The 26,044-nt window shown below is 69.6% G+C and carries 24 protein-coding genes and 1 pseudogene; 15 read left to right on the top strand and 10 right to left on the bottom strand.

The genetic code is table 11. From position 1 onward, the window contains the following. Window positions 1–140 precede the first annotated feature (140 nt). Window positions 141–878 (top strand): VOC family protein, encoded by a 738-nt coding sequence (locus tag ACZ466_RS49600; protein WP_378283697.1) that lies wholly within the window; start codon window positions 141–143, stop codon window positions 876–878. A gap of 363 nt (window positions 879–1,241) precedes the next feature. Next, a complete protein-coding gene (locus ACZ466_RS49595; protein WP_378283696.1) occupies window positions 1,242–1,781 on the top strand; it encodes a DUF1062 domain-containing protein in 540 nt (179 codons plus the stop codon). 419 nt (window positions 1,782–2,200) lie between these two features. Here the strand turns inward: ACZ466_RS49595 and ACZ466_RS49590 are convergent, their stop codons facing one another. Together ACZ466_RS49590 and ACZ466_RS49585 are read right to left on the bottom strand one after the other, a co-directional pair. After that, on the bottom strand, window positions 2,201–2,626 hold the full coding sequence (locus ACZ466_RS49590) for an SRPBCC family protein (RefSeq protein WP_378283695.1): 426 nt from the start codon (window positions 2,624–2,626) through the stop codon (window positions 2,201–2,203). Next, complete coding sequence (locus ACZ466_RS49585) at window positions 2,623–2,961, bottom strand: ArsR/SmtB family transcription factor (RefSeq protein ID WP_378283694.1); 339 nt, start codon at window positions 2,959–2,961, stop codon at window positions 2,623–2,625. The genes ACZ466_RS49590 and ACZ466_RS49585 overlap by 4 nt, the downstream gene beginning before the upstream one ends. 68 nt (window positions 2,962–3,029) lie before the next feature. On the opposite strand from ACZ466_RS49585, the gene ACZ466_RS49580 reads away from it, so the two are divergent. The 5 genes and pseudogenes from ACZ466_RS49580 to ACZ466_RS49560 all read left to right on the top strand — a co-directional run bounded on the left by ACZ466_RS49580 (window position 3,030) and on the right by ACZ466_RS49560 (window position 8,979). Continuing rightward, window positions 3,030–3,476 carry a DUF1579 family protein gene (locus tag ACZ466_RS49580; protein ID WP_378283693.1) on the top strand — a complete coding sequence of 149 codons (447 nt, stop codon included), beginning with the start codon at window positions 3,030–3,032 and terminating at the stop codon, window positions 3,474–3,476. Between the two features lie 520 nt (window positions 3,477–3,996). After that, entirely contained in the window at window positions 3,997–4,230 is a 234-nt protein-coding gene (locus ACZ466_RS49575) for an SDR family NAD(P)-dependent oxidoreductase (RefSeq protein ID WP_378283692.1), read from the top strand. A 110-nt stretch (window positions 4,231–4,340) separates the two neighbouring features. Beyond that, a complete protein-coding gene (locus ACZ466_RS49570; RefSeq protein WP_378283691.1) occupies window positions 4,341–7,616 on the top strand; it encodes a hypothetical protein in 3,276 nt (1,091 codons plus the stop codon). A gap of 556 nt (window positions 7,617–8,172) precedes the next feature. After that, a pseudogene (locus ACZ466_RS49565) lies at window positions 8,173–8,319 on the top strand (zinc finger domain-containing protein); the annotation flags it as partial. A gap of 243 nt (window positions 8,320–8,562) precedes the next feature. Continuing rightward, window positions 8,563–8,979, top strand: coding sequence for a hypothetical protein (locus tag ACZ466_RS49560; protein ID WP_378283690.1), 417 nt, complete (start codon window positions 8,563–8,565; stop codon window positions 8,977–8,979). A 78-nt stretch (window positions 8,980–9,057) separates the two neighbouring features. On the opposite strand, the gene ACZ466_RS49555 is transcribed toward ACZ466_RS49560, so the two are convergent. The 3 genes from ACZ466_RS49555 to ACZ466_RS49545 all read right to left on the bottom strand — a co-directional run bounded on the left by ACZ466_RS49555 (window position 9,058) and on the right by ACZ466_RS49545 (window position 10,351). Then, entirely contained in the window at window positions 9,058–9,450 is a 393-nt protein-coding gene (locus tag ACZ466_RS49555) for a DUF6069 family protein (protein ID WP_378283689.1), read from the bottom strand. A 71-nt stretch (window positions 9,451–9,521) separates the two neighbouring features. Beyond that, window positions 9,522–9,995: an SRPBCC family protein gene (locus tag ACZ466_RS49550; protein WP_378283688.1), complete on the bottom strand. Its 474-nt coding sequence runs from the start codon at window positions 9,993–9,995 to the stop codon at window positions 9,522–9,524. Beyond that, on the bottom strand, window positions 9,992–10,351 hold the full coding sequence (locus ACZ466_RS49545; RefSeq protein ID WP_378283776.1) for an ArsR/SmtB family transcription factor: 360 nt from the start codon (window positions 10,349–10,351) through the stop codon (window positions 9,992–9,994). Before ACZ466_RS49545 ends, ACZ466_RS49550 begins: the two co-directional genes overlap by 4 nt. 478 nt (window positions 10,352–10,829) lie before the next feature. On the opposite strand from ACZ466_RS49545, the gene ACZ466_RS49540 reads away from it, so the two are divergent. The 3 genes from ACZ466_RS49540 (at window position 10,830) to ACZ466_RS49530 (ending at window position 12,535) form a co-directional block, all read left to right on the top strand. Continuing rightward, window positions 10,830–10,961, top strand: a complete 132-nt coding sequence (locus ACZ466_RS49540) for a hypothetical protein (RefSeq protein ID WP_378283687.1) — start codon at window positions 10,830–10,832, stop codon at window positions 10,959–10,961. Between the two features lie 640 nt (window positions 10,962–11,601). Beyond that, entirely contained in the window at window positions 11,602–11,997 is a 396-nt protein-coding gene (locus ACZ466_RS49535; RefSeq protein WP_378283686.1) for a hypothetical protein, read from the top strand. 232 nt (window positions 11,998–12,229) lie between these two features. Continuing rightward, window positions 12,230–12,535 carry a hypothetical protein gene (locus ACZ466_RS49530; RefSeq protein ID WP_378283685.1) on the top strand — a complete coding sequence of 102 codons (306 nt, stop codon included), beginning with the start codon at window positions 12,230–12,232 and terminating at the stop codon, window positions 12,533–12,535. A gap of 94 nt (window positions 12,536–12,629) precedes the next feature. Here the strand turns inward: ACZ466_RS49530 and ACZ466_RS49525 are convergent, their stop codons facing one another. From ACZ466_RS49525 to ACZ466_RS49515, 3 genes are all read right to left on the bottom strand, one after another. Further along, the gene (locus ACZ466_RS49525) at window positions 12,630–13,043 is read right to left on the bottom strand and encodes a YkvA family protein (RefSeq protein ID WP_378283684.1); all 414 of its coding nucleotides are present in this window, start codon (window positions 13,041–13,043) and stop codon (window positions 12,630–12,632) included. 680 nt (window positions 13,044–13,723) lie between these two features. Beyond that, window positions 13,724–14,275, bottom strand: a complete 552-nt coding sequence (locus tag ACZ466_RS49520) for an NUDIX hydrolase (RefSeq protein WP_378283683.1) — start codon at window positions 14,273–14,275, stop codon at window positions 13,724–13,726. 379 nt (window positions 14,276–14,654) lie between these two features. Continuing rightward, window positions 14,655–15,245 carry a TetR/AcrR family transcriptional regulator gene (locus ACZ466_RS49515; RefSeq protein ID WP_378283682.1) on the bottom strand — a complete coding sequence of 197 codons (591 nt, stop codon included), beginning with the start codon at window positions 15,243–15,245 and terminating at the stop codon, window positions 14,655–14,657. Between the two features lie 134 nt (window positions 15,246–15,379). Here ACZ466_RS49515 and ACZ466_RS49510 point away from each other — a divergent pair, with 134 nt between their 5' ends. The 3 genes from ACZ466_RS49510 to ACZ466_RS49500 are packed head-to-tail and all read left to right on the top strand — an operon-like array spanning window position 15,380 to window position 17,757. Then, window positions 15,380–16,396 carry a zinc-binding dehydrogenase gene (locus ACZ466_RS49510; protein ID WP_378283681.1) on the top strand — a complete coding sequence of 339 codons (1,017 nt, stop codon included), beginning with the start codon at window positions 15,380–15,382 and terminating at the stop codon, window positions 16,394–16,396. A 48-nt stretch (window positions 16,397–16,444) separates the two neighbouring features. Beyond that, window positions 16,445–16,948 (top strand): nuclear transport factor 2 family protein, encoded by a 504-nt coding sequence (locus ACZ466_RS49505; protein ID WP_378283680.1) that lies wholly within the window; start codon window positions 16,445–16,447, stop codon window positions 16,946–16,948. Between the two features lie 8 nt (window positions 16,949–16,956). Further along, window positions 16,957–17,757 (top strand): SDR family NAD(P)-dependent oxidoreductase, encoded by an 801-nt coding sequence (locus ACZ466_RS49500; protein WP_378283679.1) that lies wholly within the window; start codon window positions 16,957–16,959, stop codon window positions 17,755–17,757. Window positions 17,758–17,842: 85 nt separating this feature from the next. Here the strand turns inward: ACZ466_RS49500 and ACZ466_RS49495 are convergent, their stop codons facing one another. Further along, entirely contained in the window at window positions 17,843–18,370 is a 528-nt protein-coding gene (locus ACZ466_RS49495; protein ID WP_378283678.1) for a dihydrofolate reductase family protein, read from the bottom strand. A 652-nt stretch (window positions 18,371–19,022) separates the two neighbouring features. Beyond that, window positions 19,023–22,499: a DNA-directed RNA polymerase subunit beta gene (gene rpoB, locus ACZ466_RS49490; protein WP_464042109.1), complete on the bottom strand. Its 3,477-nt coding sequence runs from the start codon at window positions 22,497–22,499 to the stop codon at window positions 19,023–19,025. A 478-nt stretch (window positions 22,500–22,977) separates the two neighbouring features. Here rpoB and ACZ466_RS49485 point away from each other — a divergent pair, with 478 nt between their 5' ends. Both ACZ466_RS49485 and ACZ466_RS49480 read left to right on the top strand, forming a co-directional pair. Then, a complete protein-coding gene (locus ACZ466_RS49485) occupies window positions 22,978–24,534 on the top strand; it encodes a MutS-related protein (RefSeq protein ID WP_378287317.1) in 1,557 nt (518 codons plus the stop codon). Beyond that, complete coding sequence (locus tag ACZ466_RS49480; protein ID WP_378287316.1) at window positions 24,531–26,033, top strand: MutS-related protein; 1,503 nt, start codon at window positions 24,531–24,533, stop codon at window positions 26,031–26,033. The genes ACZ466_RS49485 and ACZ466_RS49480 overlap by 4 nt, the downstream gene beginning before the upstream one ends. Window positions 26,034–26,044 lie beyond the last annotated feature (11 nt).

Genomic DNA, 26,044 nt, shown 5'->3' with positions numbered 1-26,044 from the left:
ACCCCTTGCCCCACAGCCGGGCGGTGCTTGTCGGTGGATGCAGGGATGCCTGGAACGGGTTCCGGCTGTCGCGGACGAAGCCGCCTACAGCAGGTGAATACGGGCGGAGCCATGATCCGCGCGAGCATAGGATCGGCGGCATGGCAACGAGGCTTGTGCAGATTCACATGAAAGCCGGGGATGACGCCGCGGTCGGCCGGTTCTGGGCGCAGGCGCTCGGCTGGGGTGTCTCCAGCGAGGGGCCCGGCGTGACCAACCTCGAACCCGAAGGCTTCGTCTATCCCGACCCCGCCGCCGTCTGCATCGACGTCGTCCGCGACCCGAAACCCAAAACGGTGAAGAACCGCGTGCACGTCGACCTCGCCACCACCTCCACGGCCCACCAGGCCGACCTCGTCGCACGCCTCCAGGGGCTCGGCGCGACGCCCGCCGACCTGGGCCAGGGCGACGTGCCGTGGACGGTCCTCGCCGACCCCGAGGGCAACGAGTTCTGCGTGCTGGAGCCTCGGGAGATCTACCGGGACACTGGTCCGATCGCCGCTGTGGTGGTCGACTGCGCCGATCCGCGGGCCATGGCCCGGTTCTGGGGCGAGGCGATGGACTGGACCCTGCACAAGGTGACCGACGACCAGGCGGTGCTGCGCTCGGCCAAGGGCGTCGGGCCGTATCTGGAGTTCTTCCGTACGCCCGACGTGAAGACCGTGTGGAACCGCGTCCATCTCGACCTGCGACCGTACCCGGGTGACGACCAGCCAGCGGAGGTAGCCCGGCTGCGGGCGCTCGGCGCCACCGACATCGACATCGGCCAGGGCGATGTGCCGTGGACGGTCCTCGCCGACCCGGAGGGCAACGAGTTCTGCGTCCTCACCCCGCTCTGACGCGGGCCCTGCCGATCCTCCCCCCGGACACCGGCGACGGCTACCGGCCGGGCCTCGACGACACCGTCGCCTTCGCCACTTGAGGTCGCGGTTGCACTGACGAAGTTTCGGTCGGAAAACCGATTGAACCCTTTTCCGTGTTCCCGTACGTTGCCTGCGGCCCAGTCGCAGTAAAGACAGAGGACAAAACCGCGTGACCCCGCCTGCTCTTTAGACCTGACACCTTCTTCCGCTCACCTGTAGCCGACGCTCTCGTCGGTTCTGCCGGGCTGCCCTTGTGCACCCGGTCATACAGCGTTTGAGGCCGCGCGCAATCGGCCTCGTGTCAGGTCTAGAGAGCTCATGTCTTCACAACCTCATACCGTGCTGCCCTGGGTCGTCCGTCGGACCAGGCTGCCTCTGCTGTCGTTGCGGTGCGTGGACTGCCGGTCGAATTCGGCCACCACCGGCGAGGGCAGATTCCGCGTCAACGCCAACGGCAAGCTGCTGGACGTGTGGCTGCTGGTCCGCTGCGTATCCTGCGATCGGACGAGCAAGCTCACCGTGCACGAGCGGGCGCCGGTCAGATCCTTCGATCCGGCCGAACTCCACGGCTACCGCGTCAACGATCCGGAACTGGTGGCGTCCCGGCTGTTGGATCCGCTGCTCGCCCGGCGCAACCGCTTCACCCTGGACTGGACGGGGGCCTGGCGGCTGGACACCCCGTCGGCATGGCTCGATGACGCATGGCCGGTCCAGGTGGAGGTCGTCTTCGACGATCCGGTACCGGTGCGCCCGGAAGGGCTCATCGCGCAAGGGCTCGGCCTCAGCAGGAACCAAGTACTGCGCCGGATCAAGTGCGACATTCCGCTGCGCCGTCCGACGAGCGCCGGATTCACCTTTACCGTGATGGCCGGGGGCTAGCGGGGGAGTAGCCGCGGCGTGCGATCTCCTCCAACCTCCGCGCGAAATATGCCTCATCCAGGGGCGGCTCCGTTGGCACGGAGTCGCCCCCGGACGGCCACGGTGTGTGGTCCGTCATCGGGGCCGATGTGCGGCTCGGGCACGTTATCCGGTAGATCGTCGTCCCTGCGGGCGCAGCCGGTGACTGCGGCCGCCGGACGGAAAAGCACAGCGCCGCCCGGCTACCGCCGAGGAGGCCGATGCCGGGTCGCCAACCCCAACACCCACCGCGCCTACGCCTCGGCCATCGACCGGACCATTCCCGGAAACGGCGGCGGAGTTCACCGTCATTCGGGCTCGTGTAGCTGTGTGTGACCTTTCTCGATCGGCACGCAATGGTCGCGAGCGGCCAGCCGGACGACCTGCCGCGAAGATCCTGCTCAACGGTGGTCATGGCGCTCTGCCGCCTCGCCGAGGCGCCGAAGCACAGAGGCCCAGCCAAGGGTGGTCTCGTCGCCGAGCAGGAACGGCAGGCCACTATGCCGCAGGGTGAGGGTCGTGCCCTTACCGTCAGAGGTGAGCGTGACCTCGACCCGCGAGGCGCCGGGCGCTATGCCGGGTGCTCCGGGAGCGGGCTCCCAGCCGAAGGTGAAGACGATCCGTTCATACGGAACGAGTTCGACGAACGTCCCGTGCATCACCGGGCGCGGACCGTCCTGCATCTCCACGCGCAGGTCACCGCCAGGGCGCGCATCCAGTTCGGCCTCACCCCACCACTGCGCCAGAAAGGCCGGATCGGTGAAGAACCGCCACACCGTCTCTGGCCGCGCCTCGATACGCATCGTCTGCTCGACCGTCGTGCTCACGATGATCCCTCCGTCTCCTCGTCATCGGCGAGAGCCCGTTCCGCTCGCTCGGCCGCGTGCTTCAGGCGGTGCAGCGGGCCGGGCCACATCGTCTGGAAGAACATCGCCGCCTCGGCGAGACCGTCGGGACGCATCCGGTACAGACGGCGGTTGCCGGCACGGCGGACGTCCACAAGCCCGGCCGTGACCAGGATCCGCAGGTGCTGGGAGACCGCCGGGCGGCTGATGCCGGGAAACCGGGCGGCGATATCGCCCGCCGAGACCTCGTCGTCGCGGACCATGACCAGGATCGCGCGGCGGGTCGGATCGGCGACCGCCCGCAACGCCTCGTCCACCGGGGTTTCCTCCTTGACGGGATGATGTGTAAGTATTTAAGCAACATCTTACATAGATTCCAGGAGACATGATGGCGCCCAGGTCTGCGAACAAGCCGTTGGACGTACTCGTCGGCCGTTGGCGGTCGCAGGGGCAGACGGTCACCACCACCGGCGAGCCGTCGGTGCGGATCGTCGGCTCGGACACCTACGAGTGGCTGGCGGGCGGGTTCTTCCTCATCCATCGCGTGGACGTGCGCATGAACGACGAGGTGGTCGAGGTCATCGAGATGATCGGTCCCTATGATCCGGCGACCGGGACCTATCCGATGCGCTCGTTCGACAACCAGGGCAACTTCATCACCATGCACGCGACCGTGGACGACCACGGGGTCTGGACTTTCACCGGCGATTCCGAGCGGGCGACGCTGATGATCGCTGAGAACGGCACCACCATGAGCGCGAAGTGGGAGCGCACTGACGACGGCTCGACCTGGCAGCACTGGATGGACATGGCCTTCACCAGAGAGCCTTGATGAGGGTAGCCAAGGCAAGTCGGCGGGGTCGTGTTCGGCGTTGATCCGGGCTGAGGTTCGCTCGCCGAGGCGGACGTACTGCCCGAGGCTGACCAGGTGCCTGAGGGGGAGTGGTGGAGGGAGTTGGTGCAACGTCCTGCCCTGGCCGCGGGGGGCGATCCGTGTGGAGGCAGTCTTGAACAGGTACTCGGCGCGGGGTAGGACAGCCGGCCACCGCTTGGTGGGGGCAGATGTCGGCGGCCGCAAGCGCGCGGTGGCCCAAGGTGGCGCGCGCCGGTCGGTAAGGAACACCGGTCCGGACGTACGGCCTCGCAGCAGGCGGGCGGTGCTGGGGCCGCTACGTGACCTGCTGCGTCGCAGGATGGCCAAGGAGTCGCCGAACGCCCGCTCAGGGCCGCCGATCTCGTGCGGGACCTGGAGTCGGCGGTGCCCTGGTTGGGAGCGACGCGGTGGCCGCGGGCGCTGTGGTGCTGGCGACCTCGTTTCCGCTGATCGCGGCTGGTCTCGTCCCGTCCGCGAGATGAAGACGCCCCAACAGGGGGCCAGCACCAGCGTGTTCGCCGCGACCAGCCCGCTGCTCGCCGAGATCGGCGGTGTCTATCTGAAGGACGACGACATCTCACCGCTGGACATCCCGAGGCCCATCAAATTCGGTGCTCAGGACGACATCCCGTCCGATGTCGTACCGCACGCCGTCGACCCGGAGTCGGCACAGCGGCTGTGCGAGCTGAGCGACCGGCTGCTCCGGCGCTGACAACAGCCGCCGGAAAGGCGCGTGCGCCGTAGGGCGTGGCGGATCGGTACGGCTTCAGTACTCGAAATCTGTGGCCCGGCCTTGTCAGGGGTGTCTGCGAGGATTCCGTCATGCCTCCCGCCACCTCGCGGACATCGCCGACCTGGGCCCCCACCGGAACCGGCCACGAGCTCGCCTTGATCGACGGCACGCTTGTGTGCCGCGACGATCAAGGCGACCCCGTCGACCCGATCCCGGCCGATGCCCTGGGGACCCGCGTCTACCCGGCGTGGGCGCTCGTCCACCACCCCGCCGACGCCGACGTGGCCCTCGGCACCCTCGGTTTCCTGGCGCGGGCGGCGTACGAAAAGCCCTACGACGCCGCGGGCACCTACGAGATGGTGGCGCGCGGTCTCCCCGCGCTCCATCGCCCCGTCTTCCTCGAGCACGCTGCGCACGCGCTCGTCGCGGCCGGCGACCCCAAACGCGCGGCCACGCTCTTCGCCCGGGCCCGCGAGGCGGAGACCGAGCACGACCTGCCGGTGGACGACGCGGTCTGGCTGGGTTCCCACCTGGAGTTCGCCGCTCTGGGCGCCCTCAGCGCCAAGAGCGTGACGGCGTTCGTGAAGCGGGCGCGCGAGCGATTCCCTGCGGATCAGGCCGTCGACGCGGTGGCCGACATCGCCGTCCTGCGGGCGCGTGGCGACCTGACGCCGTGGCCGCAGTTCGCGAAGGAGTTCTCGGCGCTCGTCGCGAAGGCGGGCCGTGACGAGATCTCCGAACACCGCCGGGTGCTCGAGGCGATCGTGCCGACGGCGGCCGCTCGCCAGGCGCCGTTCGCCCTCTGGAAGGCGTGGCGGCCGATGGTGGTACGGGTTGCGCGGGACTCACCGCGGCTGCGCGGCCTGCTGCTCGACCTGTTCCCTTACCCCGAGGGCATCGATGGCTGGTGGATCGACCTTCTCGACGACTGCGGAGCGCTGGAGGCGCTGACCGGCGACGGCGAGCCCGAGTCCGAGCCGAGGGACGGCCGCGCGGGCTGGCTGTCACGCGCGGTCCTGCACCCGATGCTGAAGGAGACCGCCAGGCACCGGCGGCGTCGGTACGTCGAGCAGCCGCGCCAGCTCATCGAACTCATCGCCCGGATGAGCGCCAGACTCGCGGTGGACGGGGTCCCGGTCCATCTCGACGGGCCCGGCTGCTGGTCGCGGGAGGTCGACATGCGGGTCCTGGAGGCATGCCTGGCGCACGGTGTCCCGGTCGCCCCTCCCGGGGCCGGGGCAGGGCTCGGGATGCTGCGCTGGATGCGGCACCGCACCGGGGACGAGGATATCGCCGCGACGGTCACCGACCCCGTCTACGGCCCCCTCGTGCGCCGCTGGGTGGACGAGCAGCGCGACCCGGACGAGGTGTGGGCGATCCCCGCGCTGCGATCCTTCGTCAGGCCTCCGGCCGGGGCCGGTGCGCCGCCGCCCCATCCCCTCGACGACTCCAAGGTGATGGGTTCGCTGTACGGGTTCGCCGTTCAGGCGGCCACGGACAAGGGCGGGGCTCTGCGGGGCATCCAGTTGGCCAGCGCCGCGCTGCGCGGCCAGATCACTCTGGAGCACGACGCCAAGCTCCCCGAACTCACTCAGACGGTCAGGTTCACGGGCCGCGTCGGCGCCGTCGCGCTGCGCGCGGTGGCCACCTCTACGACCGACGAACGGCGAGAACGGCTGCTGGCGCTGCTAGAGGTCTGGGCAGACTCGGTGTTCGCCGATCCCACCGTGCGGCTGCGCCGGGGCACCGTCGTGACCGGGCGCCGGTCGGTCAGCGACGCGAACGGCGCCGCGCTCCTGGTCGGCCGGCCCGGCGACACCGCGCGGCTGTTTCTCGACCTGCGCGCGGGGGAGGCCGATCCGCCCGCGCTCGGCACCGTCCAGGAGGTCACCGAGCTGCCCCGAGGCTGGGGCGACTCCGGCCAGCTGCAGAAGCTGCTGGCCATGGTCAGGGAACGCGGCCCGCTGCGCCCCGATCCCGAGGCGGTGGCGGTGCTCGTCGGGCTGACGGGCATGAGCCGGGTGGCGGCCACGGTCGTGCTGGCGGGCATCACCGGATGGGGAAACCCTTACCGGACACCGCTCCTGGAGCCGTCGGAACGCGAGGTCCTCCAGCTGACGGCCGCCGAGGCGGAGGTGGCCCGGAAGGAACTGTTCAAACTCGACGGCGACCAGCGGCTCGACCTGCTGGCGGACGCTCTGCCGACCGACCCGGCGGAGCTGTGGGAAGCGGGCGGGCTCGTCGCGGTCGCGGAACGGATCGCGCGGGCGTGGGGCGTGATGTTCGGCATCGCGGCCCCGGTCGACGAGGCGACCGCCGCCTCCGTGACGGAACTCGATCTCGGGATGCCGGCCGTCGAGCTGTGCTCGGCCCTGGCCCAACCCCGCGCCACGTCGCTGCTCACCGAGAACGTCGACTCCTGGCTCAGGCCGCACCCCGCCGTCGGGACGGGGATCGGCAGCCACGAGGACAGGGCGTACAAGCTCGACAAGCTCGCCCGATGCCTCACCACGCTCATTCCCTGGGCCTACACCGAACTGCCCGCCGGTGATCCGGTCCGCTCGGGCATCCCCGAGGCGGTGGAGCTCCTCCGGGAACGGCTCGCCCATCCCGGTCTGGTGCTGTCCGCGGGCAGCGCGAGCGGAGGTCGGCGGCCGTTCGAGGACTTGGAGGCCGCGTTCGGGAATTCGCCGTACCAGGGCCCCGAGCCCCTCGGCAAGGCGACGTTCGACGATGGCCTGACGATCGCCGTCCAGGGCGACCGCTACGGCCACCGGCTCTTCTTCCGGCCGGCGCACTACCGCGAGGACGAGCGCTCCCAGACCCTGCGCGATGCCCTTGGCCACTCGATCACCCTCCCGGTCATCGACTGGATCCGCGGCGAGGACTGCACCCGGATCGCGGAACGGATCCGCTCGGGCGCCATCCCTGAGGGCGCTTACGAGACCGATCCGCGCGCGAGCGTTCCCGACCTGGTGGCGCAAGTCCGTGAACGGCACAGCCTTGAGGAGGATCCGGCAACCCTGTATCTCCAGTTGCTGGCGCTGCAGAATCCGACCGACCGGAACATCCGGACGTGGAACGTCTGGAAGCCCGCACGGCACAAGAAGGCCGTGGCGGCTCTCCTCGAACGCGGCCTGGTCGTCGAGGAAAGACGGATGCGAGCCGGGCGGAGCGTGTTCCTCCCGGGAGGCTGGGTGACGGCCAAAAAGCCCGTGCCCCCCATGGAGAGGTGGAAGGCTGAACTGCTCGGTCTGCAACTGATCGGCGACGCGATCCGCAGTTCCCCATGGCCACACGGCCCGCTGCCCGAGATCTTCACAGCCGCGTGGCAGCAGACCCTGAACGGCGGCGGCCCCCGCTGACCATCCAGGCTCGTCATGGGACGGCCTGGACCCCTAAAGCTGGGGTGAGCCCGAATAGGCGGGCCCAGCTAGAGCATGCGCATCCGAGGAAATTCGGTGACACTGCTGCGCCGAACGGCAGAACAACCGCCTCAATCGAGGCTGCCGACCACTGTCTCGCCCGACAGCCCCACACCGTCCGCCGGTCCGGTAACTGGACTCGCAACCTCACTCCGGTCGACTTTGAACGCGCCCACGAGCTGAACCCGCGCATGGGGATGACATGACCGGTGCCGTGCCGTCTTCGACCTGAACGTAATCCGTCAGGCCGTTGGATGGCAGGTGGTCGTGGAGATCGGCGTGGCGAAAGCGGTAGATCGGGCCGACCGCGCGCAGCAGCCCGAGGCGATGGCAGTCGTCCAGGAGGCATCAGACGGCGTGGCACAAGCCCTGCTCAAGCCAGCCGCCGGGTGGCATGAAACACGCTGTCCAGCGGCGGCCGTCCAGCACGAACATCGTTTCTTGGGGCGTTGCATACGAATAGTCAGGTGAAACACCCACTTGAAACGGCCACGGGGTGAACGACGACGACTTCGCCCGCGTGGAAGCCCACGACTGCCCGATGTCGCCCTGCGCCGTGCCCGCCGGATCGCCGTGTAGGACCGGCAAGGGCAGGGTGGCTCTCCAGTACCACACCGTCCTGTTCCGGCTCGTGCCCTCTTTGGCCAAGGCGCTGAACGTCCCCCGCCGGTGCGCAAGCCCGGATCGGCGTGGGTCGAGCAGCCTCGCCCGCAGCCGCTGGCGCCGAGCCGTCCGGGTACGCGCGGCTCCATCCTCAGCTAGTCCCTGGACACCCAGCTCGACTCGCTCAGGGCCGCAGGCGTCACGCGGGTCTTCGCCGAGAAGATCTCCACCCGCGTCAGGACACGGCCCCGAGCTCGACAAGGCTGTCGACCTCGCCCAGGAGATGCGGGCCTCCGGCGTCGCGGTCACCCTCGTGGTCCACGAGCACAAACGACTCGGCCGCGGCATCGCGCTGGAGTTCCTCACCGGCGAACTGCAGGGCTCGCACGATCCGGCCGGGATCGTTCACCGTGCTGGCAGCCCCGTCAGGCATGGAACGCGAGTATCCGCGACCGGCGTTTTCGAAGGTCACGAATCGGCCCGCGGCCGCGGCAAGACCAGCGGCGGCGCCGGCGGCGCCGACGAGGCCATGCTCTCCCACGTCATCCATCTGCACGAGCAGCACCTCAGCCTGCGCGACATCGCCGCGCGCCTCGTCATCACCACCGGCCAGAAGAGGGGCCGGCGCACCTCACCGGTAACCGTTATGCGCATGCTCCGCGATCATGACGAACAAACCATCCACCCAGACCGCAGCTGACCCCGGCCCCGCTTTGTGGCTTGCCGTACCAGGCTGACCAGGGGGGTGACCACCTCTACCTTGCCCCTCGCCGGGCCTTCAGGAGTTCTGGGGCGTCTGTGCGAGTGTCGGCTCCTGGCGGAGGGCGCGTAGTACCAGGAGGCCGGTGAGCGTCACCGGGACCAGGGCGATGTGGCACAGCGCGAGCGTGATGGTGCTGGCCTCGTCGAGGTCGGCGGGGATGGTCATGATCGGGACGGTCACGAGGGCGAGTGCCGGGGCCACGACCATCGCCACGGCGATCACCCAGCGCCAGATGCGCGACAGCAGCGCCACCAGGGTCATCCCGACGAGCAGCGGCACGGAGGTGAAGCCGACGAGGGTGATCCCGTCCACCTCGGCGGGCCGGCCCTCGGCCGTGAAGCGGAAGTCGCCCCCAAGGGCGCGCCCCACCGCGTAGATGGCGAGGTTGAGGACCAGCGCGACAGCCACGGTGGTGGCGACGATGAGGCCAGCCCGGCCAGGAGCGCGTAACGCGGGCGCGCCCGGGTTGGCGTTTTGCGTCATGACTGCTGTCCCGTGCGGCGCAGGTACGCCTCGATCCGGTCGAGCGCTCCCGACCAGACCTCCTGGACGAAGAAGTCGCGGATGTCGGGCGCCGGGAAGCCGCTCTGCACGACCGTGAGCAGGGTGCCGCCCTCGTGCTCCTCGAAGGTGACCTCGATGGTGGTGGTCATGGTCATGCCGTCGGGAGTGCTGCCGGTGGACTCGGTGAGCAGGCGGTGCGGACGGTCGATCTCCAGGAAGGTCTGCGTCTCACGGAACAGGTTGTCGGCGTCCGGTCCCCAGACCGCGATCTGCTGGCCTCCGACGCGCAGATCGACCTCGATCTCGACGATGCCGGGCTCCTCGTCGAGGATGCTGAACCAGATTTTCTGCTTCTCGGCGTCGGTGTAGGCGTCGAAGACCTCCTCGGGGCTCGCGGGCAGCACGCGGGTCTTGCGCAACTGGATGGTCTCGGTGTCGTTCCGCGTCATCGCTCGGTGTCCTTCCCGGTGCTCGTCTCAGGGGCGTTCTTGAGGGTGAAGTAGGCGTCGAGGCCGTCGAGTCGGCGCTCCCACAGGCGCTGGTAGAAGCTGATCCACGACATGGCGTCCTCCAGGCGCTCGGCTCCCAGTCGGCAATGCCTCGATCGGCCGACTTTCTCTGTCGTGACCAGGCCGGCGTTCTCCAGCACGTGCACGTGCTTTTTCATGCCGGTGAGCGACATGCCGAAGGGTTCGGCCAGCTCGCCGATCGTGGCGGGACCCTGGCCAAGCCGGATGAGTATCTGCCGCCGGGTCCCGTCCGCGAGGGCGGCGAACGTACGATCGAGGACCTCTTGCTGAACCATGCGGTTCACCTTAGGACACTGAACCGATTGGTGCAATAACCGAGCGCAAGTACGTGGCACTAAAGGGTTGGGTGGGCTGCCGGTCCGGGCGGTGCCCCGTCGGTCGTCTTGACCAGCGAATTTGTCGACGACCTTTGTCGAGTGCGGGCTGCTGCCTGCTGGCCAGAAAACGATCGATGTTAGCTTTTCGGGCGCGCGGCCGCGCCGGGTGGCCGTCACGCAGCGGACACGCGCCGGTTTACGCTCCGAGGTTCCTCAACCACCATGTCGGACTGCTCCGGCCTGGCTTCTTGAGCCGCCTCGGCGGGGTCCTCGGACTTGCGCGCCACATCACTTCTGGTCAGCGCGGCGGAGCCGGCTTCGAACGCCGCCGCCGCAGTGCCGCCTGCCGCGCACCGCGCCAGGACCTGCCCCGGCGACCTGGCCGCCGCCCTGGACCGCCTCGCCGCGGCACTGCCCACCCGAGAGGACCCACGCGATGAGCACCCAGGACACCGACCGCACCGTCCGCAGCACCCGCCAGGTCGGCCACAAGTCGATCCCCTGCGACGACTACGCCACCCACCTACAGGACTGGATGGACGTCAACTGCGGCGGCCCGCCGCGCTGATCGACGCGGGCGAGGCCCACGTCATCGCCGCCCTGCTGGACGAGCCGGCCGCCCTCTACGCCCGCGACCCCCTCGGCGAGTTCGTGCGCGAGATGGCCGTCCACCTCAACGACCGCCAGGGCATCTGACCCCCGCCCGCCCCAGTAATGTTCGCTGCCGGCGACGGCGGCCGCGATGACGAAACTCCCCGCGCCCTCCACCCTTGTGGGCGCGGGGAGTTTCTGTCGCGCCCCAGAAGTTCCGGTAGATCTGACGCATTGCGTGATCTGCGTCAGATCTACCGGGGTTTCAGCGACTCTGAAGGACTCCCGCGTAGGCGAGGGCTTCACAGACTGCTTGAACTCCGGTTGGCTTGCCCGCTGGTACCGGTGAGATCTTGTCCGCTGTGGCGGAGGAGTCGGAGAACGCACGCAGGCAGGATTCCTGGTCGGCTGAGCTTAAGCGGTACAGGGAAGGCTTCCGGAAGCGGATGCTGGCCCATCCAGTAGAAGGACCGTGGGAGGAACTGGCGTACTGGGATCCGCTGCCGACCGCTCGGGCGATAGCGGGGTCCGTTGCCTACGGATGCTCGGACACCATGGGCGAGGGCCGCTGGGAGGACCGCAGTCGACTCAACGTCCCGGGTCCATTCTATGCGGGTGTGACCGACGGTGGCCTGAACGGTCCTTACTATCTGCCGGAACACGTGTTGCTCAGCGACCTGAACCAAGAGTGCGTGTTCCGTCAGCCCGCCAATGTCCGCGAGGTCACGGCGCTGATCGAGATCGCGTGGGGCGAGCCGATGGGCGGCTACGCCTGGGACGGCGACCAGCGCTGGACGCCCGAGTCGGTCCGGGACTGGTGGGCTGACCGCGGGTTCGTCCGCACCTGGATCGCCGCCGAGTTGGCCGACGAACACAGCGCCAACGAGCGAGAGGCCCTGCACACCTACGCCGCCTACCTGGACAATGGAATGGAGCGATATCTGCGTGGCTACCTGTTCTGGTTGATCGAGCGCACTGAACCGAGGCTCGGAGAGTTGTTGCCGGATCTGTGAGGATCAATCCCGCTGGACGACTTGGGCAAACCAGCAGACCATAGGCGGGGACCTGCGGTTTCGTGCAGCTCGTTTTGCGAGCCTGTGTCAGGTCTGCCGGGACGGCACCGAGGCAAACCGCCCCACTGACTTGTCGCACCGCAGGTCAGAGGCGTGTACCTGCGTCGGCTCGGATGGGACGCAACAGTTTCCCTGTGCACGGGGCAGCCCCGCGACCAGGTGCCAGGGCGCTATGAACAGTCACACGGCAAAACGTGCGCGTGCGCGTAACCGGCTCGCGAAACTTGGTTTCGTCCGTGTGGAGCGACAACGCTTGTTGATGAGTTTCAGCGACGCCCAAGGGCTTGCGGTGGGAGATCCGCTTTGTCACCCACGCCTTCCTTTCCCGTGCACTCCGCTTGCCGAACCGAACCTGAGTCTGCGCGATAGCCCTACCGGGCTCGTCATCACCGTCGGCAAGAAGATGGGCCGGCGCCCCTCGGCCGGCAGCGTCATGCGCGTATTCTGCGGCCACGATGCCCTCACCGAACAGGGCTGACCGATTTCCTTCCGTCGCGTCGGGGCCTCAGGAGTTCGGGGCCTTGGTGGAGGTGTTCTTCCGAACGCGGCCCCTGGCGGGCGCCAGACAGGGTTCAGCGGGCGGTGCGCAGGCCGGCGAGGCGGCGGACGGCGGTCAGGCCGTCGTCGGTGCCGGGCCAGTGCCGGGTCAGGGCGTCGGGGCCTGCGTGCCGGACGACCGAGCGCAGGACGGCGGCGACAACGATGGCGTCGTCGGCGTAGCCGAGGACGGGGATGAAGTCGGGCACCAGGTCGATGGGCAGTGCCAGGTAGGCCAGCAGCAGCCACAGCCGCACGCGCACGCCGCGGGGCAGGGCCGGGTCGCGTGCCAGGCGGGGGATGAGCCGGAGCAGGTCGGGCAGCAGCCGGACGGCCTCGGTGAGGAGGTTCCCGCGCGGGCGGATGAGGGCCAGGGCCGCCAGGGCGGCCAGCCAGAGCAGCAGGATCCCGCCGGCCACGGCCAGGACCGTCGACCACCAGATGTTCACGAGCGCCCCCTGATCGGTCGAGGCGCGGCCGGATCGGGCCGCGCCCGTCAGCGCCAGCGGCCGTTCCCGCGTCGCATGCCGTCATCTGGCCCGGCCCGCCACACCATGCGGACAACGTCCGCAACCGGGCCAGAGCTCCCAGAGTATGACGGAGAGGCGCTATGGGCCGAACTGCCGCGTTGGTGGCTCGGTGATGAGATCTGCGGCCTCAATCAATCTGGACACGTAGACGGCATCCTCCCCAGTGAGGGAGTCGAGGAGGGTCCTGAGGTCGGTAGCGCAGGTGGCAAGGATGCCTAGGCGCTGGGAGTCGAGCGTCCCTTGGCCTGCGAGGTAGGCGCTGATGCAGCCGGCGAGGTAGGCATCCAGTGCGGGGACTGATTCACCACTTGGCGCTTCGAGCCGACGCAGTCCATCAGGAAAGGACGCCGCTTGGTGGACTGTCCACAGCGCGGCCACCTTGGCCACGGCAGCCGCTCGACGCTTGTCGATCTGAGAAGGGGGCACGCCTCAGCCTGCCTGTGGTGGTCTGTCATCGGCAGTTGACTTTGCTACAGGCCTGCTCATGGGCGCAGGGCCAATGCTTTCCACGTCCCGCTGTTTCTGCGAGACCACCCGCATCATCGCCGCGGGCCCGCCTCCTGCCCCGTGCGGAACCGAGCCACTTCGGTGCGCGATGGTCACACCCATGTGTAGTTGTCGTCGGTGACGGCGGGCAGGGTGGCATCGGTGAGGGCCGCGGACGGGCTGGGGAGTGCGGCGAGTGCCGTACCGATCGGTGGGAAGATCGGCAGGTCCGCCGTCGTGCGGTAGTCGATCCACTGGATCAGGCCGATCTCGTGACCGCCGGGAACCTCGTCGTACTCCTCGGTGGCCAGTGCGGCGCGGACCTCGGGGGTGACGTGAAGCCGGTAGATCAGGTGCAGCTTGCGCGGCGGTGGGGTCGTCCCGGGGCGCGAGACCATCTGATCGATCACCCACAGCAGTTCCGGCCGGGTGGCTTGTGAGGGGGCGAGGTCGAGTTCCTCGGTGAGTTCGCGCCTCAGCGCCACCAGCAGGCCCTCGCCGTGCTCGACGTTGCCGCCGGGCGGGGTGAAGTGGGTCGACTCGGGCCGGTCACGGCGGATGAGGGCGACCTCGTCGCCGCAGAACACCAGCGCGCCGACGCGGACCTTGATGCGGGTGAACGGCAACGCCGCCGAGTCGCGTGCCCCGGTTGAGGATGATGCCATGGCCTCAGTATCAGGCGGCCGTTGACCAGCCCCGCGGAGCGGGAGGCGGCGTTCTGGAAGGCAGCGATATGCCAGCCCTGGTCGCCCTTGGTGGCGACGAAGGTCCGGATCGACTCCGCGCCGGTGGGAACGATCTTTCCCTTTGTGTGGGTGCCGCGAAAGGCGACGATTTGCTTCAAGCGTGACGACGGTCACCGGAATGCCAAGCGGGTGTGCGATCGTGACCTGGAAGCGGATCGAACCACCGCATCTCCTTGCGATGGCGATGCCGGGCCGCGGTCGGTGCGCTGGGCCCAGGGCGAGGTCGAACAACGGGGTGCCGACGGTGTGACCGCCGAGGGTGGCCAGGACGCCGGGCGGCGGCGCGTTCGACGGGGGCTCAGAGGGGGCCGGGCCAGGACGGGCGGAGGATGCGCAGGGTCATCTCGACGATGCATTCCGGCGTGAGGTGTTGCGTGGCGGTGTTGGCCAGCAGCGTGTGGGCCAGGACGGCGCTCAGGAGCATGGTGAAGGCGTCGTTGGCGTCCAGGTCGGGATCGACGCTGCCGGGCGGGGCGGCGCTCAGGATGTCCTGGAACTGAGGGCGGGCCGATATGCGCAGGTACAGCTCGGGCGGGTGGGTGCGGCGCGAGGTCTGGTGGTGGGCCAGAAGGCCGACGGCGGAGGCGCGGGCGGCGGGCTGGCTGAAGGCCTCGGTGTAGGCGCGGACGAACCGGAGCAGGTCGTCGCGGAGATTCCCGGTCGGGTGGACGGCCTGAGGGCTCAGCCCGGGGAAGGTGGCTTCCTCGATCAGTTCGATCCGCGACGGCCAGCGGCGGTAGAGGGCCGAGGCGTGCACGCCGGCGCGCTCGGCGACGGCCTGGATCGTGGTGGCGTCGAAACCGCGCTGGACGAGCAGCTCGCGGGCCGCCGCCAGGGCCCGTTCACTGATGCCGCTGTCACGCGGACGCCCCCGGCCCCGTCCTGCCATGCCGCTGATCGTAGCGGCCGGCCCGAGCGCCCGCCGGAATATTTATAGGAGAGGACTTCTATAAATCGCCCGGCACCGTTACAGTCCTCACCACGCGGACGTCCCCTGCGCCTCCGCGGTGGAAGGAGCGTGCCATGCGTGCTGCCGTGCTGCGGGGCGGGACGGTGCGGGCGCGGGTCGTCGACGATCCGGTGCCGGGGCCCGGCCAGCTTCTCGTCCGATCGCTGGCATGCGGGATCTGCGCGTCGGATCTGCACTTCATGGACCACCCGGAGGCCGGTGCCGAGGACGACAGCGGGATGTCGACCTATGACCAGGACGTCGACATCATCATGGGCCACGAGTACTGTGCCGAGGTCGTCGACCAGGGACCCGGCACCGAGCGCCGCATTCCCGTGGGCGCCCGCGTGAGCTCCCTGCCGGTTCTGACCACCGCCGCCGGCCGCAGGATCATCGGACAAAATCCCGAGTCGCCCGGCGGGTTCGGCGAGTACTTCCTGCTCACCGAGGCCATGACCCGGGTCGTGGAATCCGATCTGCCCAGCCGGATCGTGTGCGTGGCCGACGCGATCTCGGTCGGCTGGTCGGCCGCCCGGCGCGCCCGGATCACGGCGCGGGAGGTCCCGCTGGTCGTCGGCTGCGGAGCGATCGGGCTGTCGGTGATCGCGACGCTCCGGCGCCTGGGCGTGGGGCCGATCGTGGCGGCCGACCGCGTGGCGTCGCGGCGGGAGACGGCTCTGGCCATGGGCGCCGATGCGGTCGTCGACCCCGCTGAGACCTCGCCCTACCGGACGTGGCGCGAGGTCGCGGGCGGGCCGCCGGGCTGCGTGGTGTTCGAGTGCGTCGGCCTGCCGGGCGTCCTCGACTCGATCATCAAGGGATGCGAGCGCGGCACCCGGATCTTCTCCATGGGCGGACCGCCGGAAGGTGAGCGCCTGACCACCCTGACCGCCAAGCGTAAGGGCATCAACGTCCAGTTCGGCGGCGGCCCGCTGCCGGACCACTGGGACGAGGCGTTCGAGGCGGTCTGCACGGGCGGCCTCGACGTCACACCGATGCTGGGCCGGACCGTCGGGCTCGACCAGGTGCCCGAGGCGCTCGAGGCGGCACGCGACGCCCACGGGCCGACCCGCATCGTCGTCGTGCCCTGACCATGCGGGGCCGTCGATTCAGCCATCACCGGAAAGGGACCACGACGAATGAGCGAGATCGACGAACTACGCGCCACGGTCGAGACGCTGATGGCCAGGGTCCGCGCACTTGAGGACCAGGTCGAGATCATGCAGCTCGTCGCCCAGTACGGGCCGGCCGTCGACAGCGGCTCGGGCGACGCCGCGGCGGCGCTGTGGACCGAGGACGGCGCCTTCGACGCGGTGCCCCACCTGCGGATGCGGGGCCGGGACGACATCGCCGCCATGGTCCACGGCGACGGCCATCAGAGCCTCATCCGCAACGGCTGCGGCCACGTCCTGACCGTGCCGCACATCGTCGTCGACGGCGATCGGGCCACCGGACGCAGCCACGCGCTCAACATCCGCTGGGACGCCGACGCCGACCGGTTCTGGGTGGCCCGGGTCTCCGCGAACACCTGGCGCTGGGTCCGCACCCCGCAGGGGTGGCGCATCGCCGAGCGGATCAACGCCAATCTCGACGGCGCCCCCGAACACCGCCGGCAGTTGGCACCCCCCACAAGCGAAAGGTGATGAGAGCAGTGGCGAACGAATACGGCCCGTGGGGCATCGTTGCGGGCGGGTCCGATGGAGTGGGTGTCGCGTTCGCCCGCGCGATGGCCTCGCGAGGCATCAACGTCGTGCTGGTGGCGCGGCGCGTCCCCGTGCTGGAGGCCGCGGCGGAGGAGATCCGGGCACGGCACGGCGTCAAGGTCCGCACGGTCGCGCTTGATCTCAGCGTCCCGGGAGCGGTGTCACGCCTCGCGGACGCCACCTCCGATGTGGAGGTGGGGCTGTTCGTCTACAACGCCGGCAGCGACGACCGCAGCGAGTCCTTCCTCGCCAAGGACCTCGAGACCCATCTGGCGCTGGTCCACCGCAACTGCACCAGCGTGCTGGAGGCGGCCCATGTCTTCGGCGGCGCGATGGTGGCGCGCGGACGAGGGGGGATGGTCCTGGTGACCTCGGGCGCGGCCTGGGTCGGCGGCCCCACGCTCGCCACCTACGGGGCCACCAAGGCGTTCGAGCTCATCCTGGCGGAAAGCCTGTGGGCGGAGTGGCGGGGCAGCGGCGTGGACGTCCTGGCGCTCGTCCTCGGCAGGACCGACACCCCCTCCCTGCGCCGGGTGCTCGACGCCGCCGGCGGATCGTACGGCGAGCTCGCCGACCCCGACGACGTCGCGAGGGAGGCGCTGGACCACCTCGCCGACGGACCCACCTGGATCTGCGGCAGCGACCAGCCGACCGGCGGTTCGCCGTTCGGGGCGCTGGGCCGCCGCGACGCCGTCCTCGCGCTGAGCCAGGCCTTGTCCACGGGCACCGAGGGGAACATCCAGCACTGAAGATCCCCCGGGGCGCTGGCCACACCCCGGAGGAAGATCAAATCCGGCGGCCCTGGAACGCCCGCGGACAGGCCATGCCGCGACGTCAGTGTGCGACGCGGTACCAGTGCGCGGACTCGCCGGGAAGAGGCTCCAGCCGGACGCGCTCGCCGCCGGGATTGTTGAACAGCTGCACACCGTCCCCGAGGAGAACCGGGGCGATGAAGACGAGCACCTCGTCTAGGAGGCCCGCCTCGATGCACTGCTTGGCGACGTTGGCGCCCAGGATGTTGACGTAGCGGTCCCCGGCGGCCTCCTTGGCCTTGGCGACCGCGGTCTTGAGGTCGCCGACGAACGTGAGACCCTCGACGGGCTCGTCCGGCGGCCGATGCGTCAGGATGAACACCGGCCCGTGGTACTGGCCGCCGAACGCGCCCTCCTTGTCGGTGCCCTGGTTCGGATCGCTGCCCCCGAAGGTGCCGTTGCCGGCCAGGATGGCACCGACCTGCGAGAGCAGGCGGTCGGCCGTCGGGTTCGGGGGGCCCAGGTGGTCGGTCAGCCAGGACATGTCCCCACCCGGTCCGGCGATGTAGCCGTCGAGCGACATCGTCGCCGAATACAGCAGTTTTGCCACAGAGACTCCTTTCATCGTGCTCGACAGGGCAGACCATGCTCGCAGCCAAAAATCATCGCGCTCTTCGGATGCGCTTGGGCGCAACGTCAGCGGGTGAGGGAGAGCAAAGCCGGGCCGGCGCCAACAGGTCGAACACGGCCTGGGACGAGGAGTCGCACGCCCGCCGCATTTCCGGCAGGCCGGGATGCGGCTCGTCCGGCGATGACGCGTCCGGCATCGGACGGCGCCGGGCGGCAGCGCGCGTGCCGTAACGCGGGAGAACATGTGGCAGGTCGGCGGGATCGGCTCGCGCGCCGACCGTCGGCATCTCGGGCGGCGGCCCTGGCCAGCAAGCCCGCGACGGCCTCGATGATCTCCTCGATGCCCACCGCGCCTGCGGCCGAGCGCGTCCGGGAGCAGCGGCGTCCGTGGCCCGTATCGGGCGACGCTGCGTTCCGGCGGTGAGGCGGCAGGTCGCCCTGCGTGTTTGCCAGTGCCACGTCGGTGGGCAGGTACGACACTTTCCCTCGTGGTGGCGGAGCTCGTGGGGGAGCGCCGCCAGCCCGTGCCGGTCGTCGGAAGGCGCAAGATTATCTTGCCCGGCCCCGACATCTGACGCCGGCCCGAGGACCCGCCGCTTGCATCGGCGGACGGGTTCTCGGGCCGGACGTCCTCAGATGTCGTCGACGTTCATCGCGCCTTCATTGGGGCGCCGGGACAGGTCGATGCCGAGCTCCTCCGCGGCGCGGAAGACGTCCTCGTCGGTGTCGCGCATCTCGATGGACATGCCGTCGCTGGAGAGCACCTCGACGTTGAGGCACAGCGACTGCATCTCCTTGATGAGCACCTTGAAGGACTCGGGAATGCCGGGCTCGGGGATGTTCTCGCCCTTGACGATGGCCTCGTAGACCTTCACGCGGCCGAGCACGTCGTCGGACTTGATGGTCAGCAGCTCCTGGAGCGCGTAGGCGGCGCCGTAGGCCTCCAGCGCCCAGACCTCCATCTCACCGAACCGCTGCCCGCCGAACTGGGCCTTACCGCCCAGCGGCTGCTGGGTGATCATGGAGTACGGGCCGGTCGAGCGGGCGTGGATCTTGTCGTCGACCAGGTGGTGCAGCTTGAGGATGTAGATGTAGCCGACCGAGATCGGGTACGGGAAGGGCTCCCCGGACCGGCCGTCGAACAGCTGCGCCTTGCCGCTGGGCAGCACCATCCGGCCGCCGTCGCGGTTGACGAGCGTGTTGTCCAGCAGGCCGATGATCTCCTCTTCGCTGGCACCGTCGAAGACCGGGGTGGCGACGTTGGTGTGCGGTTCGACGCGGTCGAAGCCCTTTTCGCGCAGCTGCTCGGCCCACTGCTCCTCGACGCCGCTGATGTCCCAGCCCTGGGCGGCGATCCATCCCAGGTGGGTCTCCAGGACCTGGCCGACGTTCATCCGGCCGGGCACGCCCAGCGGGTTCAGGACGATGTCGACCGGGGTGCCGTCCTCCAGGAACGGCATGTCCTCGACCGGCAGCACCTTGGAGATGACGCCCTTGTTGCCGTGCCGGCCCGCCAGCTTGTCCCCGTCGGTGATCTTGCGCTTCTGCGCCACGTACACCCGGACCAGCTCGTTGACGCCCGGCGGCAGCTCGTCGCCCTCGTCCCGGGAGAACACCCGGACACCGATGACCTTGCCCTGCTCACCGTGCGGCACCTTCAGCGAGGTGTCGCGCACCTCGCGCGCCTTCTCACCGAAGATCGCCCGCAGCAGCCGCTCCTCGGGCGTCAGCTCGGTCTCGCCCTTCGGCGTGACCTTGCCCACCAGGATGTCCCCGGGCACCACGTCGGCGCCGATCCGGATGATCCCGCGCTCGTCGAGATCGGCCAGCACCTCCTCCGACACGTTCGGGATGTCCCGGGTGATCTCCTCGGGCCCCAGCTTGGTGTCACGGGCGTCGACCTCGTGCTCCTCGATGTGGATCGAGGACAGGACATCGTCCTGCACCAGCCGCTGGGAGAGGATGATGGCGTCCTCGTAGTTGTGACCCTCCCACGGCATGAACGCCACGAGCAGGTTCTTGCCCAGCGCCATCTCGCCGTCGTCGGTGCACGGCCCGTCGGCGATGACCTGGCGGGCCTCGACCCGGGCGCCCTCGTCGACGATGGGCTTCTGGTTGTACGAGGTGCCCTGGTTGGACCGCTTGAACTTCGTCACGCGGTACGTCGTCCGGGTGCCGTCGTCGTTCATGACCGTGATGTAGTCGGCGGAGACCTCCTCGACCACGCCGGCCTTCTCGGCCACGATGACGTCACCGGCGTCGACCGCGGCGCGGTACTCCATACCGGTGCCCACCAGCGGCGACTCGCTGCGCAGCAACGGCACCGACTGGCGCTGCATGTTGGAGCCCATCAGCGCCCGGTTGGCGTCGTCGTGCTCCAGGAACGGGATCATCGCGGTGGCGACCGAGGTCATCTGCCGCGCCGAGACGTCCATGTACTGGACCTCGCGCGGGCCCACCAGCTCGACCTCGCCGCCCTTCTTGCGGATCAGGACCTTGGACTCGGCGAACGAGCCGTCCTCGTTCATGAGGGAGTTCGCCTGCGCGATGACGAAGCGGTCCTCCTCGTCGGCCGTGAGGTAGTCGATCTGCTCGGTGACGACGCCGTCGACGACCTTGCGGTAGGGGGTCTCGACGAAGCCGAAGGGGTTCACCCGCCCGAACGCCGCCAGCGACCCGATCAGGCCGATGTTGGGGCCTTCCGGCGTCTCGATCGGGCACATCCGCCCGTAGTGCGAGGGGTGGACGTCACGGACCTCCATGCCCGCCCGCTCACGCGACAGACCGCCCGGACCCAGCGCCGACAGCCGCCGCTTGTGCGTGAGGCCGTCCAGCGGGTTGCTCTGCTGCATGAACTGGGACAGCTGGCTGGTGCCGAAGAACTCCTTGATGGAGGCCACGACCGGCCGGATGTTGATCAGGGTCTGCGGCGTGATCGCCTCGACGTCCTGGGTGGTCATCCGCTCCCGGACCACGCGCTCCATCCGGGCCAGGCCCAGCCGGACCTGGTTCTGGATCAGCTCGCCGACCGTGCGCAGCCGCCGGTTGCCGAAGTGGTCGATGTCATCGGTCTCGATCGGGACGGGGACCGATCCGACGGTCGCCTCCTCCTCGCCGGCGTGCAGCCGCACGAGGTACTCGATGGTGGCGACGATGTCGTCCTCGGTCATCGTGCCCTGGTTCATGTCCAGGTCCAGACCGAGCTTCTTGTTCACCTTGTAACGCCCGACCTTGGCGACGTCGTAGCGCTTGGGGTTGAAGTACAGGTTCTCCAGCAGGGTCTGCGCCGACTCCTTGGTCGGCGGCTCGCCCGGACGCAGCTTGCGGTAGATGTCCAGCAGCGCGTCGTCCTGCCCGGAGGTGTGGTCCTTCTCCAGGGTCACATTGATCGACTCATAGCCGCCGAACCGCTCGCGGATCCGCTCCTCGGTCCAGCCCAGCGCCTTCAGCAGCACCGTCACCGGCTGCTTGCGCTTGCGGTCGACGCGCACGCCGACGTTGTCACGCTTGTCGACCTCGAACTCGAGCCAGGCGCCGCGGCTCGGGATGACCCGGCAGCCGTAGATGTCCTTGTCCGACGCCTTGTCGAGGGCGCGGTCGAAGTACACGCCCGGGGAACGGACCAGCTGGGAGACCACGACCCGCTCGGTGCCGTTGATGATGAAGGTGCCCTTGGGCGTCATGAGCGGGAAGTCGCCCATGAACACCGTCTGGCTCTTAATCTCACCGGTGGTGTTGTTGATGAACTCCGCCGTGACGAACATCGGGGCGGAGAAGGTCATGTCCTTGTCCTTGCACTCCTCCACGGAGTACTTGGGCGGCTCGAACCGGTGGTCCCGGAACGACAGGGACATGGTCCCGGAGAAGTCCTCGATGGGACTGATCTCCTCGAAGATCTCCTCGAGACCCGACTGCGTCGGGACGCTCCTGCTTCCGGCCTGCTGGGCCGCCTCGACCCGGGACTTCCACCTCTCGTTGCCCAGCAGCCAGTCGAACGACTCTGTCTGCAGGGCGAGAAGGTCAGGGACTTCGAGCGGCTCCTTGATGCGCGCGAAAGAGACGCGACGGGGGCTGGCGGGTACTGCGGAGGCGTTGCGCGAGGCTGCCAACAAAAAGGTCCTTCCGAGGGATCGCGGCGGACTGACTGCGCGCGCCGGACGACGTCACTTCTACCTCGGAAGAGCGGGACGGCGAGGGTGCGCGCGGAAGGGCAGCTTAGTGCAAACAGATACAGATGTCCACGCGTACGACAGCGTCAAACCTCGATCCCGCAAGTAGGATCGCATGCCGGTGCGGAAAACGTCAAGCCGGATGCGCAAGGAACGTCCCTGCTGGACACCTTCTCCGGGCACATCGCGCCATGGAACCGGCCAAGCGCGAACACCTCTACGACGAGATACGGCGGCGTCTCGCAGCCCGCCCCGACGGGCGGCTCACGCGCCACTGGTCCGTCGTCCTCACCATCGGCCGCCGCCGATGACGCCTTGCCCCGGACGGCGACGGGCGCCCGTCTCTGTATCTTGATAACCGCCGAGGTGCGGCCGGGCGGGCTTTCCAGGTGAGCGCAGCGCGTCGAGGAGTGGGCGGATGGCCATTCGCAGCATCCTGTTCGGGACGTCCGACGGCGACGCCGGATCGGACGCCCGCGGAGAGCCGGAGCATTTCCAGGATCTGAACCTCGACCAGATCGTGCGGGCGGCGGCGAAGGCGGGCGGAGTGCCGGGGCTGCCCCGGTACTTCCACCGCCCGCTGCGCGATGCCGGCCTCGTCGGCTTCCGCCAGCAGATCTTCCGTGAGCTGGAGGACCCGGCGGTGCGCGAGGTCGCCGAGCGGTTCACCGCGTCGATGGCCGGGACGCGGCGGCGGCTGGAGGCGCTGGAGCGCAGGAAGCATCCGCCGCAGGCGCACCGCTGGTTCCTGGAGATCGTGCTGGACCACGCCGCGGCGGTGACCGGGCTCGTCGAGGGGCTGGAAGCGGCCGGGGCGACCGCAGCCGGTCTGCGGGCCCTGCGCGACGACGTGGCCGAGCACACCCGTACCGCCGCGTTCACCGGAGTCCGCGAGCAGGCGTTGCGGCTGCGCGAGCGGCTCGGCGAGGTCCGCTACGACCTGCTGGTTCGCGGCGACCGGATCACCGTCGCCGAACACGACCCGGACGGCCGCTTCGACTACGCCCAACGGGTGCTGGCGACGTTCGACCGCTTCCGGCAGCGGTCGCGGCAGGACCGGCGAGGCGAGCCGCGACCCGAGCCGGGGCTGGGGCTGGACTTCGTCGAGGCCGGCGTCCTGGACCTCGTCGTGGAGCTGTGCCCCGGAGTGTTCCGGGACCTCGCGGCGTTCTTCGAGGCCAACCGCGGCTTCGTGGCGGACGAGATCACCCGCGTCGATCACGAGCTGCGGTTCTACCTGGGCTACCTCTCCTACCTGGCGCCGCTGCGGGTGGCGGGGCTGCCGATCTGCTACCCGGTGGTGTCCGGGACCGACAAGACCCTGGTCGCGCGGGACGTCTACGACCTCGCGCTGGCCGCCAAGCTGACCGGGGAGGACGGGCAGGGCGGGCGGGTGGTGGGCAACGACCTGAGCCTCGACGCCGCCGAACGCGTTCTGGTCGTCTCCGGGCCCAACCAGGGCGGCAAGACGACCCTGTCGCGGGCGTTCGGCCAGCTCTACCACCTGGCCGCCCTCGGCTGCCCCGTCCCGGGACGCGATGTGCGGATCTTCCTCCCGGACCGGATCCTCACCCACTACGAGCGGGCCGAGCGGCACGACGCTCTGGCCAGCAAGCTGGAGGAGGAGCTGCTGCGCATGCGCGCGCTCCTCGACCGCGCGACCCCGGACAGCGTCATCGTGCTGAACGAGATCTTCACCTCGACGACCCCGGACGACGCCCGGGCGCTGAGCGAGCGGGTGCTCGCGGCGATCACCCGGCTCGACGTGCCGTGCCTGTGGGTGAGCTTCGTCGACGAGCTGTCGCTCCTGAGTCCCAAGGCGGTGAGCATGGTCGGCACCGTGGCCGACGACGGCCGGGCGACGAGGACGTACAAGGTGGTGCGCCGGGCCGCCGACGGGCGCGCCCACGCGCTCGCGCTCGCGGAGCGGCACGGCCTGACCTACGCGCAGCTGACGGAGCGGGTACGCCGATGAGACCTCACCTGATGTCCCCCGGCGACGACGCCCGCCCCGGGGAACCGCGGCAGGGGCTTCCCGGCGAGGTGATCGACGACCTGCGGCTCGAGCACCTGTGGACGGCCATGGCCCGTGGAGACGAACGCCTGCTGGCCGTGGCCCGGTCGGTGATCTCGGCGCCGCTCACCGACCCGGCCGCCATCGTCTACCGGCAGGAGGTGCTGGACGACTGCCTGCGCAACGCCTCGCCCGTCCGGGCGCTCTACGACCTGGCCGACGAGGCGGTCGCGGCGGAGGAGAAGATCTTCCGGAGCGGGGCGGCCGGGCGCCCGCAGGGCATGCTGAACCGGGCACTGCGCGTCCTGGAGGAGCTCTGCGACCATCTGCGCCGCCTGCGCGCCTTCGCGTCCGGGGAAGGACGGCGGTTCCGGTCGACCGGCTTCACCCGCCTGTTCGCGTCGATCCGTGCCGAGACGGACGAGGACTACCTACGCGAGGCGGAGGCGGTCGTCGAACAGTTGCGGTTCGAGCACGGCATCATCGTCAGCGTCCGCCTGGGGCCCGGGAACAAGAGCGTCGGCTTCCGGCTGCACGAACCTCCGGGGAAGGGCCGCTCGCCGTCCACCCGGAGGTTCCGCAGATCCGGACTGACCTACACTGTCCCGGCCGAGCACGAGGACAGCTGGCGTGCGATCGCCGCGTTCCGGGACCTCATCCTGGAGGACGTCGCCGGGGCCGCCGCCGAGTCCGCGGAGCACGTCCGCGACTTCTTCCTCGCCCTGCGGGACGAGCTGGGCTTCTACGTCGGCTGCCTCAACCTCGCCGAGGCCCTCTCCGGGGCCGGACTGCCCGTCTGCCTGCCCGAACCGCGGGCGCCCGCCGACCGCGCCCTCTCCGCGCGGGGCCTGTACGAGCCGTGCCTGGCGCTGTCGCTCGGCGGCGCGGTGGTGGACAACGACGTCGACGCCGACGGCGCCGGTCTGATCATGGTCACCGGCGCCAACCGGGGCGGCAAGACGACCTTCCTGCGCAGCGTCGGCCTGGCCCAGCTCATGATGCAGGGCGGGATGTTCGTCGCGGCGCGGAGCTTCGCCGCGTCGCCCGCCGACGGCGTCTTCACCCACTTCCGGCGGGAGGAGGACCGCTCGATGGCGCACGGCAAGCTGGACGAGGAACTGGCCAGGATGAGCTCGGTCGTCGACCGTCTGCGGCCCGGCGCGCTGGTGCTGTGCAACGAGTCGTTCGTCTCCACCAACGAGCGGGAGGGCTCCGACATCGCCGCCGAGATCCTGCGGGGGCTGGCCGAGGTCGGCGTCCGGGCGGTGTTCGTGACGCACCTGTACGCACTCGCGCACCGCGTGCACGCCGATCCGCCCGTCCGCTGCCTGTTCCTCACCACGGGGCGCGACGCCGGGGGCGAGCCCACCTTCCGGCTCGCCCCCGGCGCGCCGTCCCGCAGCGCGCACGCCATGGATCTGTACGCCCGCGTCTTCGGCGAGCCCGCCCGCGAAAACTGACGCTCTTCCGC

It is taken from the genome of Actinomadura rugatobispora (genome assembly GCF_055379765.1).
Note: the sequence above shows the minus strand (reverse complement) of the source record. Positions and strands in the feature narration are given on the sequence as shown.

Coding starts and splice junctions, on each gene's coding strand:
- ACZ466_RS49600 (WP_378283697.1), top strand. CDS start 141: ATGGCAACGAGGCTTGTGCAGATTCACATGAAAGCCGGGGATGACGCC.
- ACZ466_RS49580 (WP_378283693.1), top strand. CDS start 3,030: ATGATGGCGCCCAGGTCTGCGAACAAGCCGTTGGACGTACTCGTCGGC.
- ACZ466_RS49575 (WP_378283692.1), top strand. CDS start 3,997: ATGAAGACGCCCCAACAGGGGGCCAGCACCAGCGTGTTCGCCGCGACC.
- ACZ466_RS49570 (WP_378283691.1), top strand. CDS start 4,341: ATGCCTCCCGCCACCTCGCGGACATCGCCGACCTGGGCCCCCACCGGA.
- ACZ466_RS49560 (WP_378283690.1), top strand. CDS start 8,563: ATGCGGGCCTCCGGCGTCGCGGTCACCCTCGTGGTCCACGAGCACAAA.
- ACZ466_RS49550 (WP_378283688.1), bottom strand. CDS start 9,995: ATGACGCGGAACGACACCGAGACCATCCAGTTGCGCAAGACCCGCGTG.
- ACZ466_RS49545 (WP_378283776.1), bottom strand. CDS start 10,351: ATGGTTCAGCAAGAGGTCCTCGATCGTACGTTCGCCGCCCTCGCGGAC.
- ACZ466_RS49540 (WP_378283687.1), top strand. CDS start 10,830: ATGAGCACCCAGGACACCGACCGCACCGTCCGCAGCACCCGCCAGGTC.
- ACZ466_RS49530 (WP_378283685.1), top strand. CDS start 12,230: ATGAACAGTCACACGGCAAAACGTGCGCGTGCGCGTAACCGGCTCGCG.
- ACZ466_RS49520 (WP_378283683.1), bottom strand. CDS start 14,275: ATGGCATCATCCTCAACCGGGGCACGCGACTCGGCGGCGTTGCCGTTC.
- ACZ466_RS49515 (WP_378283682.1), bottom strand. CDS start 15,245: ATGGCAGGACGGGGCCGGGGGCGTCCGCGTGACAGCGGCATCAGTGAA.
- ACZ466_RS49510 (WP_378283681.1), top strand. CDS start 15,380: ATGCGTGCTGCCGTGCTGCGGGGCGGGACGGTGCGGGCGCGGGTCGTC.
- ACZ466_RS49505 (WP_378283680.1), top strand. CDS start 16,445: ATGAGCGAGATCGACGAACTACGCGCCACGGTCGAGACGCTGATGGCC.
- ACZ466_RS49485 (WP_378287317.1), top strand. CDS start 22,978: ATGGCCATTCGCAGCATCCTGTTCGGGACGTCCGACGGCGACGCCGGA.
- ACZ466_RS49480 (WP_378287316.1), top strand. CDS start 24,531: ATGAGACCTCACCTGATGTCCCCCGGCGACGACGCCCGCCCCGGGGAA.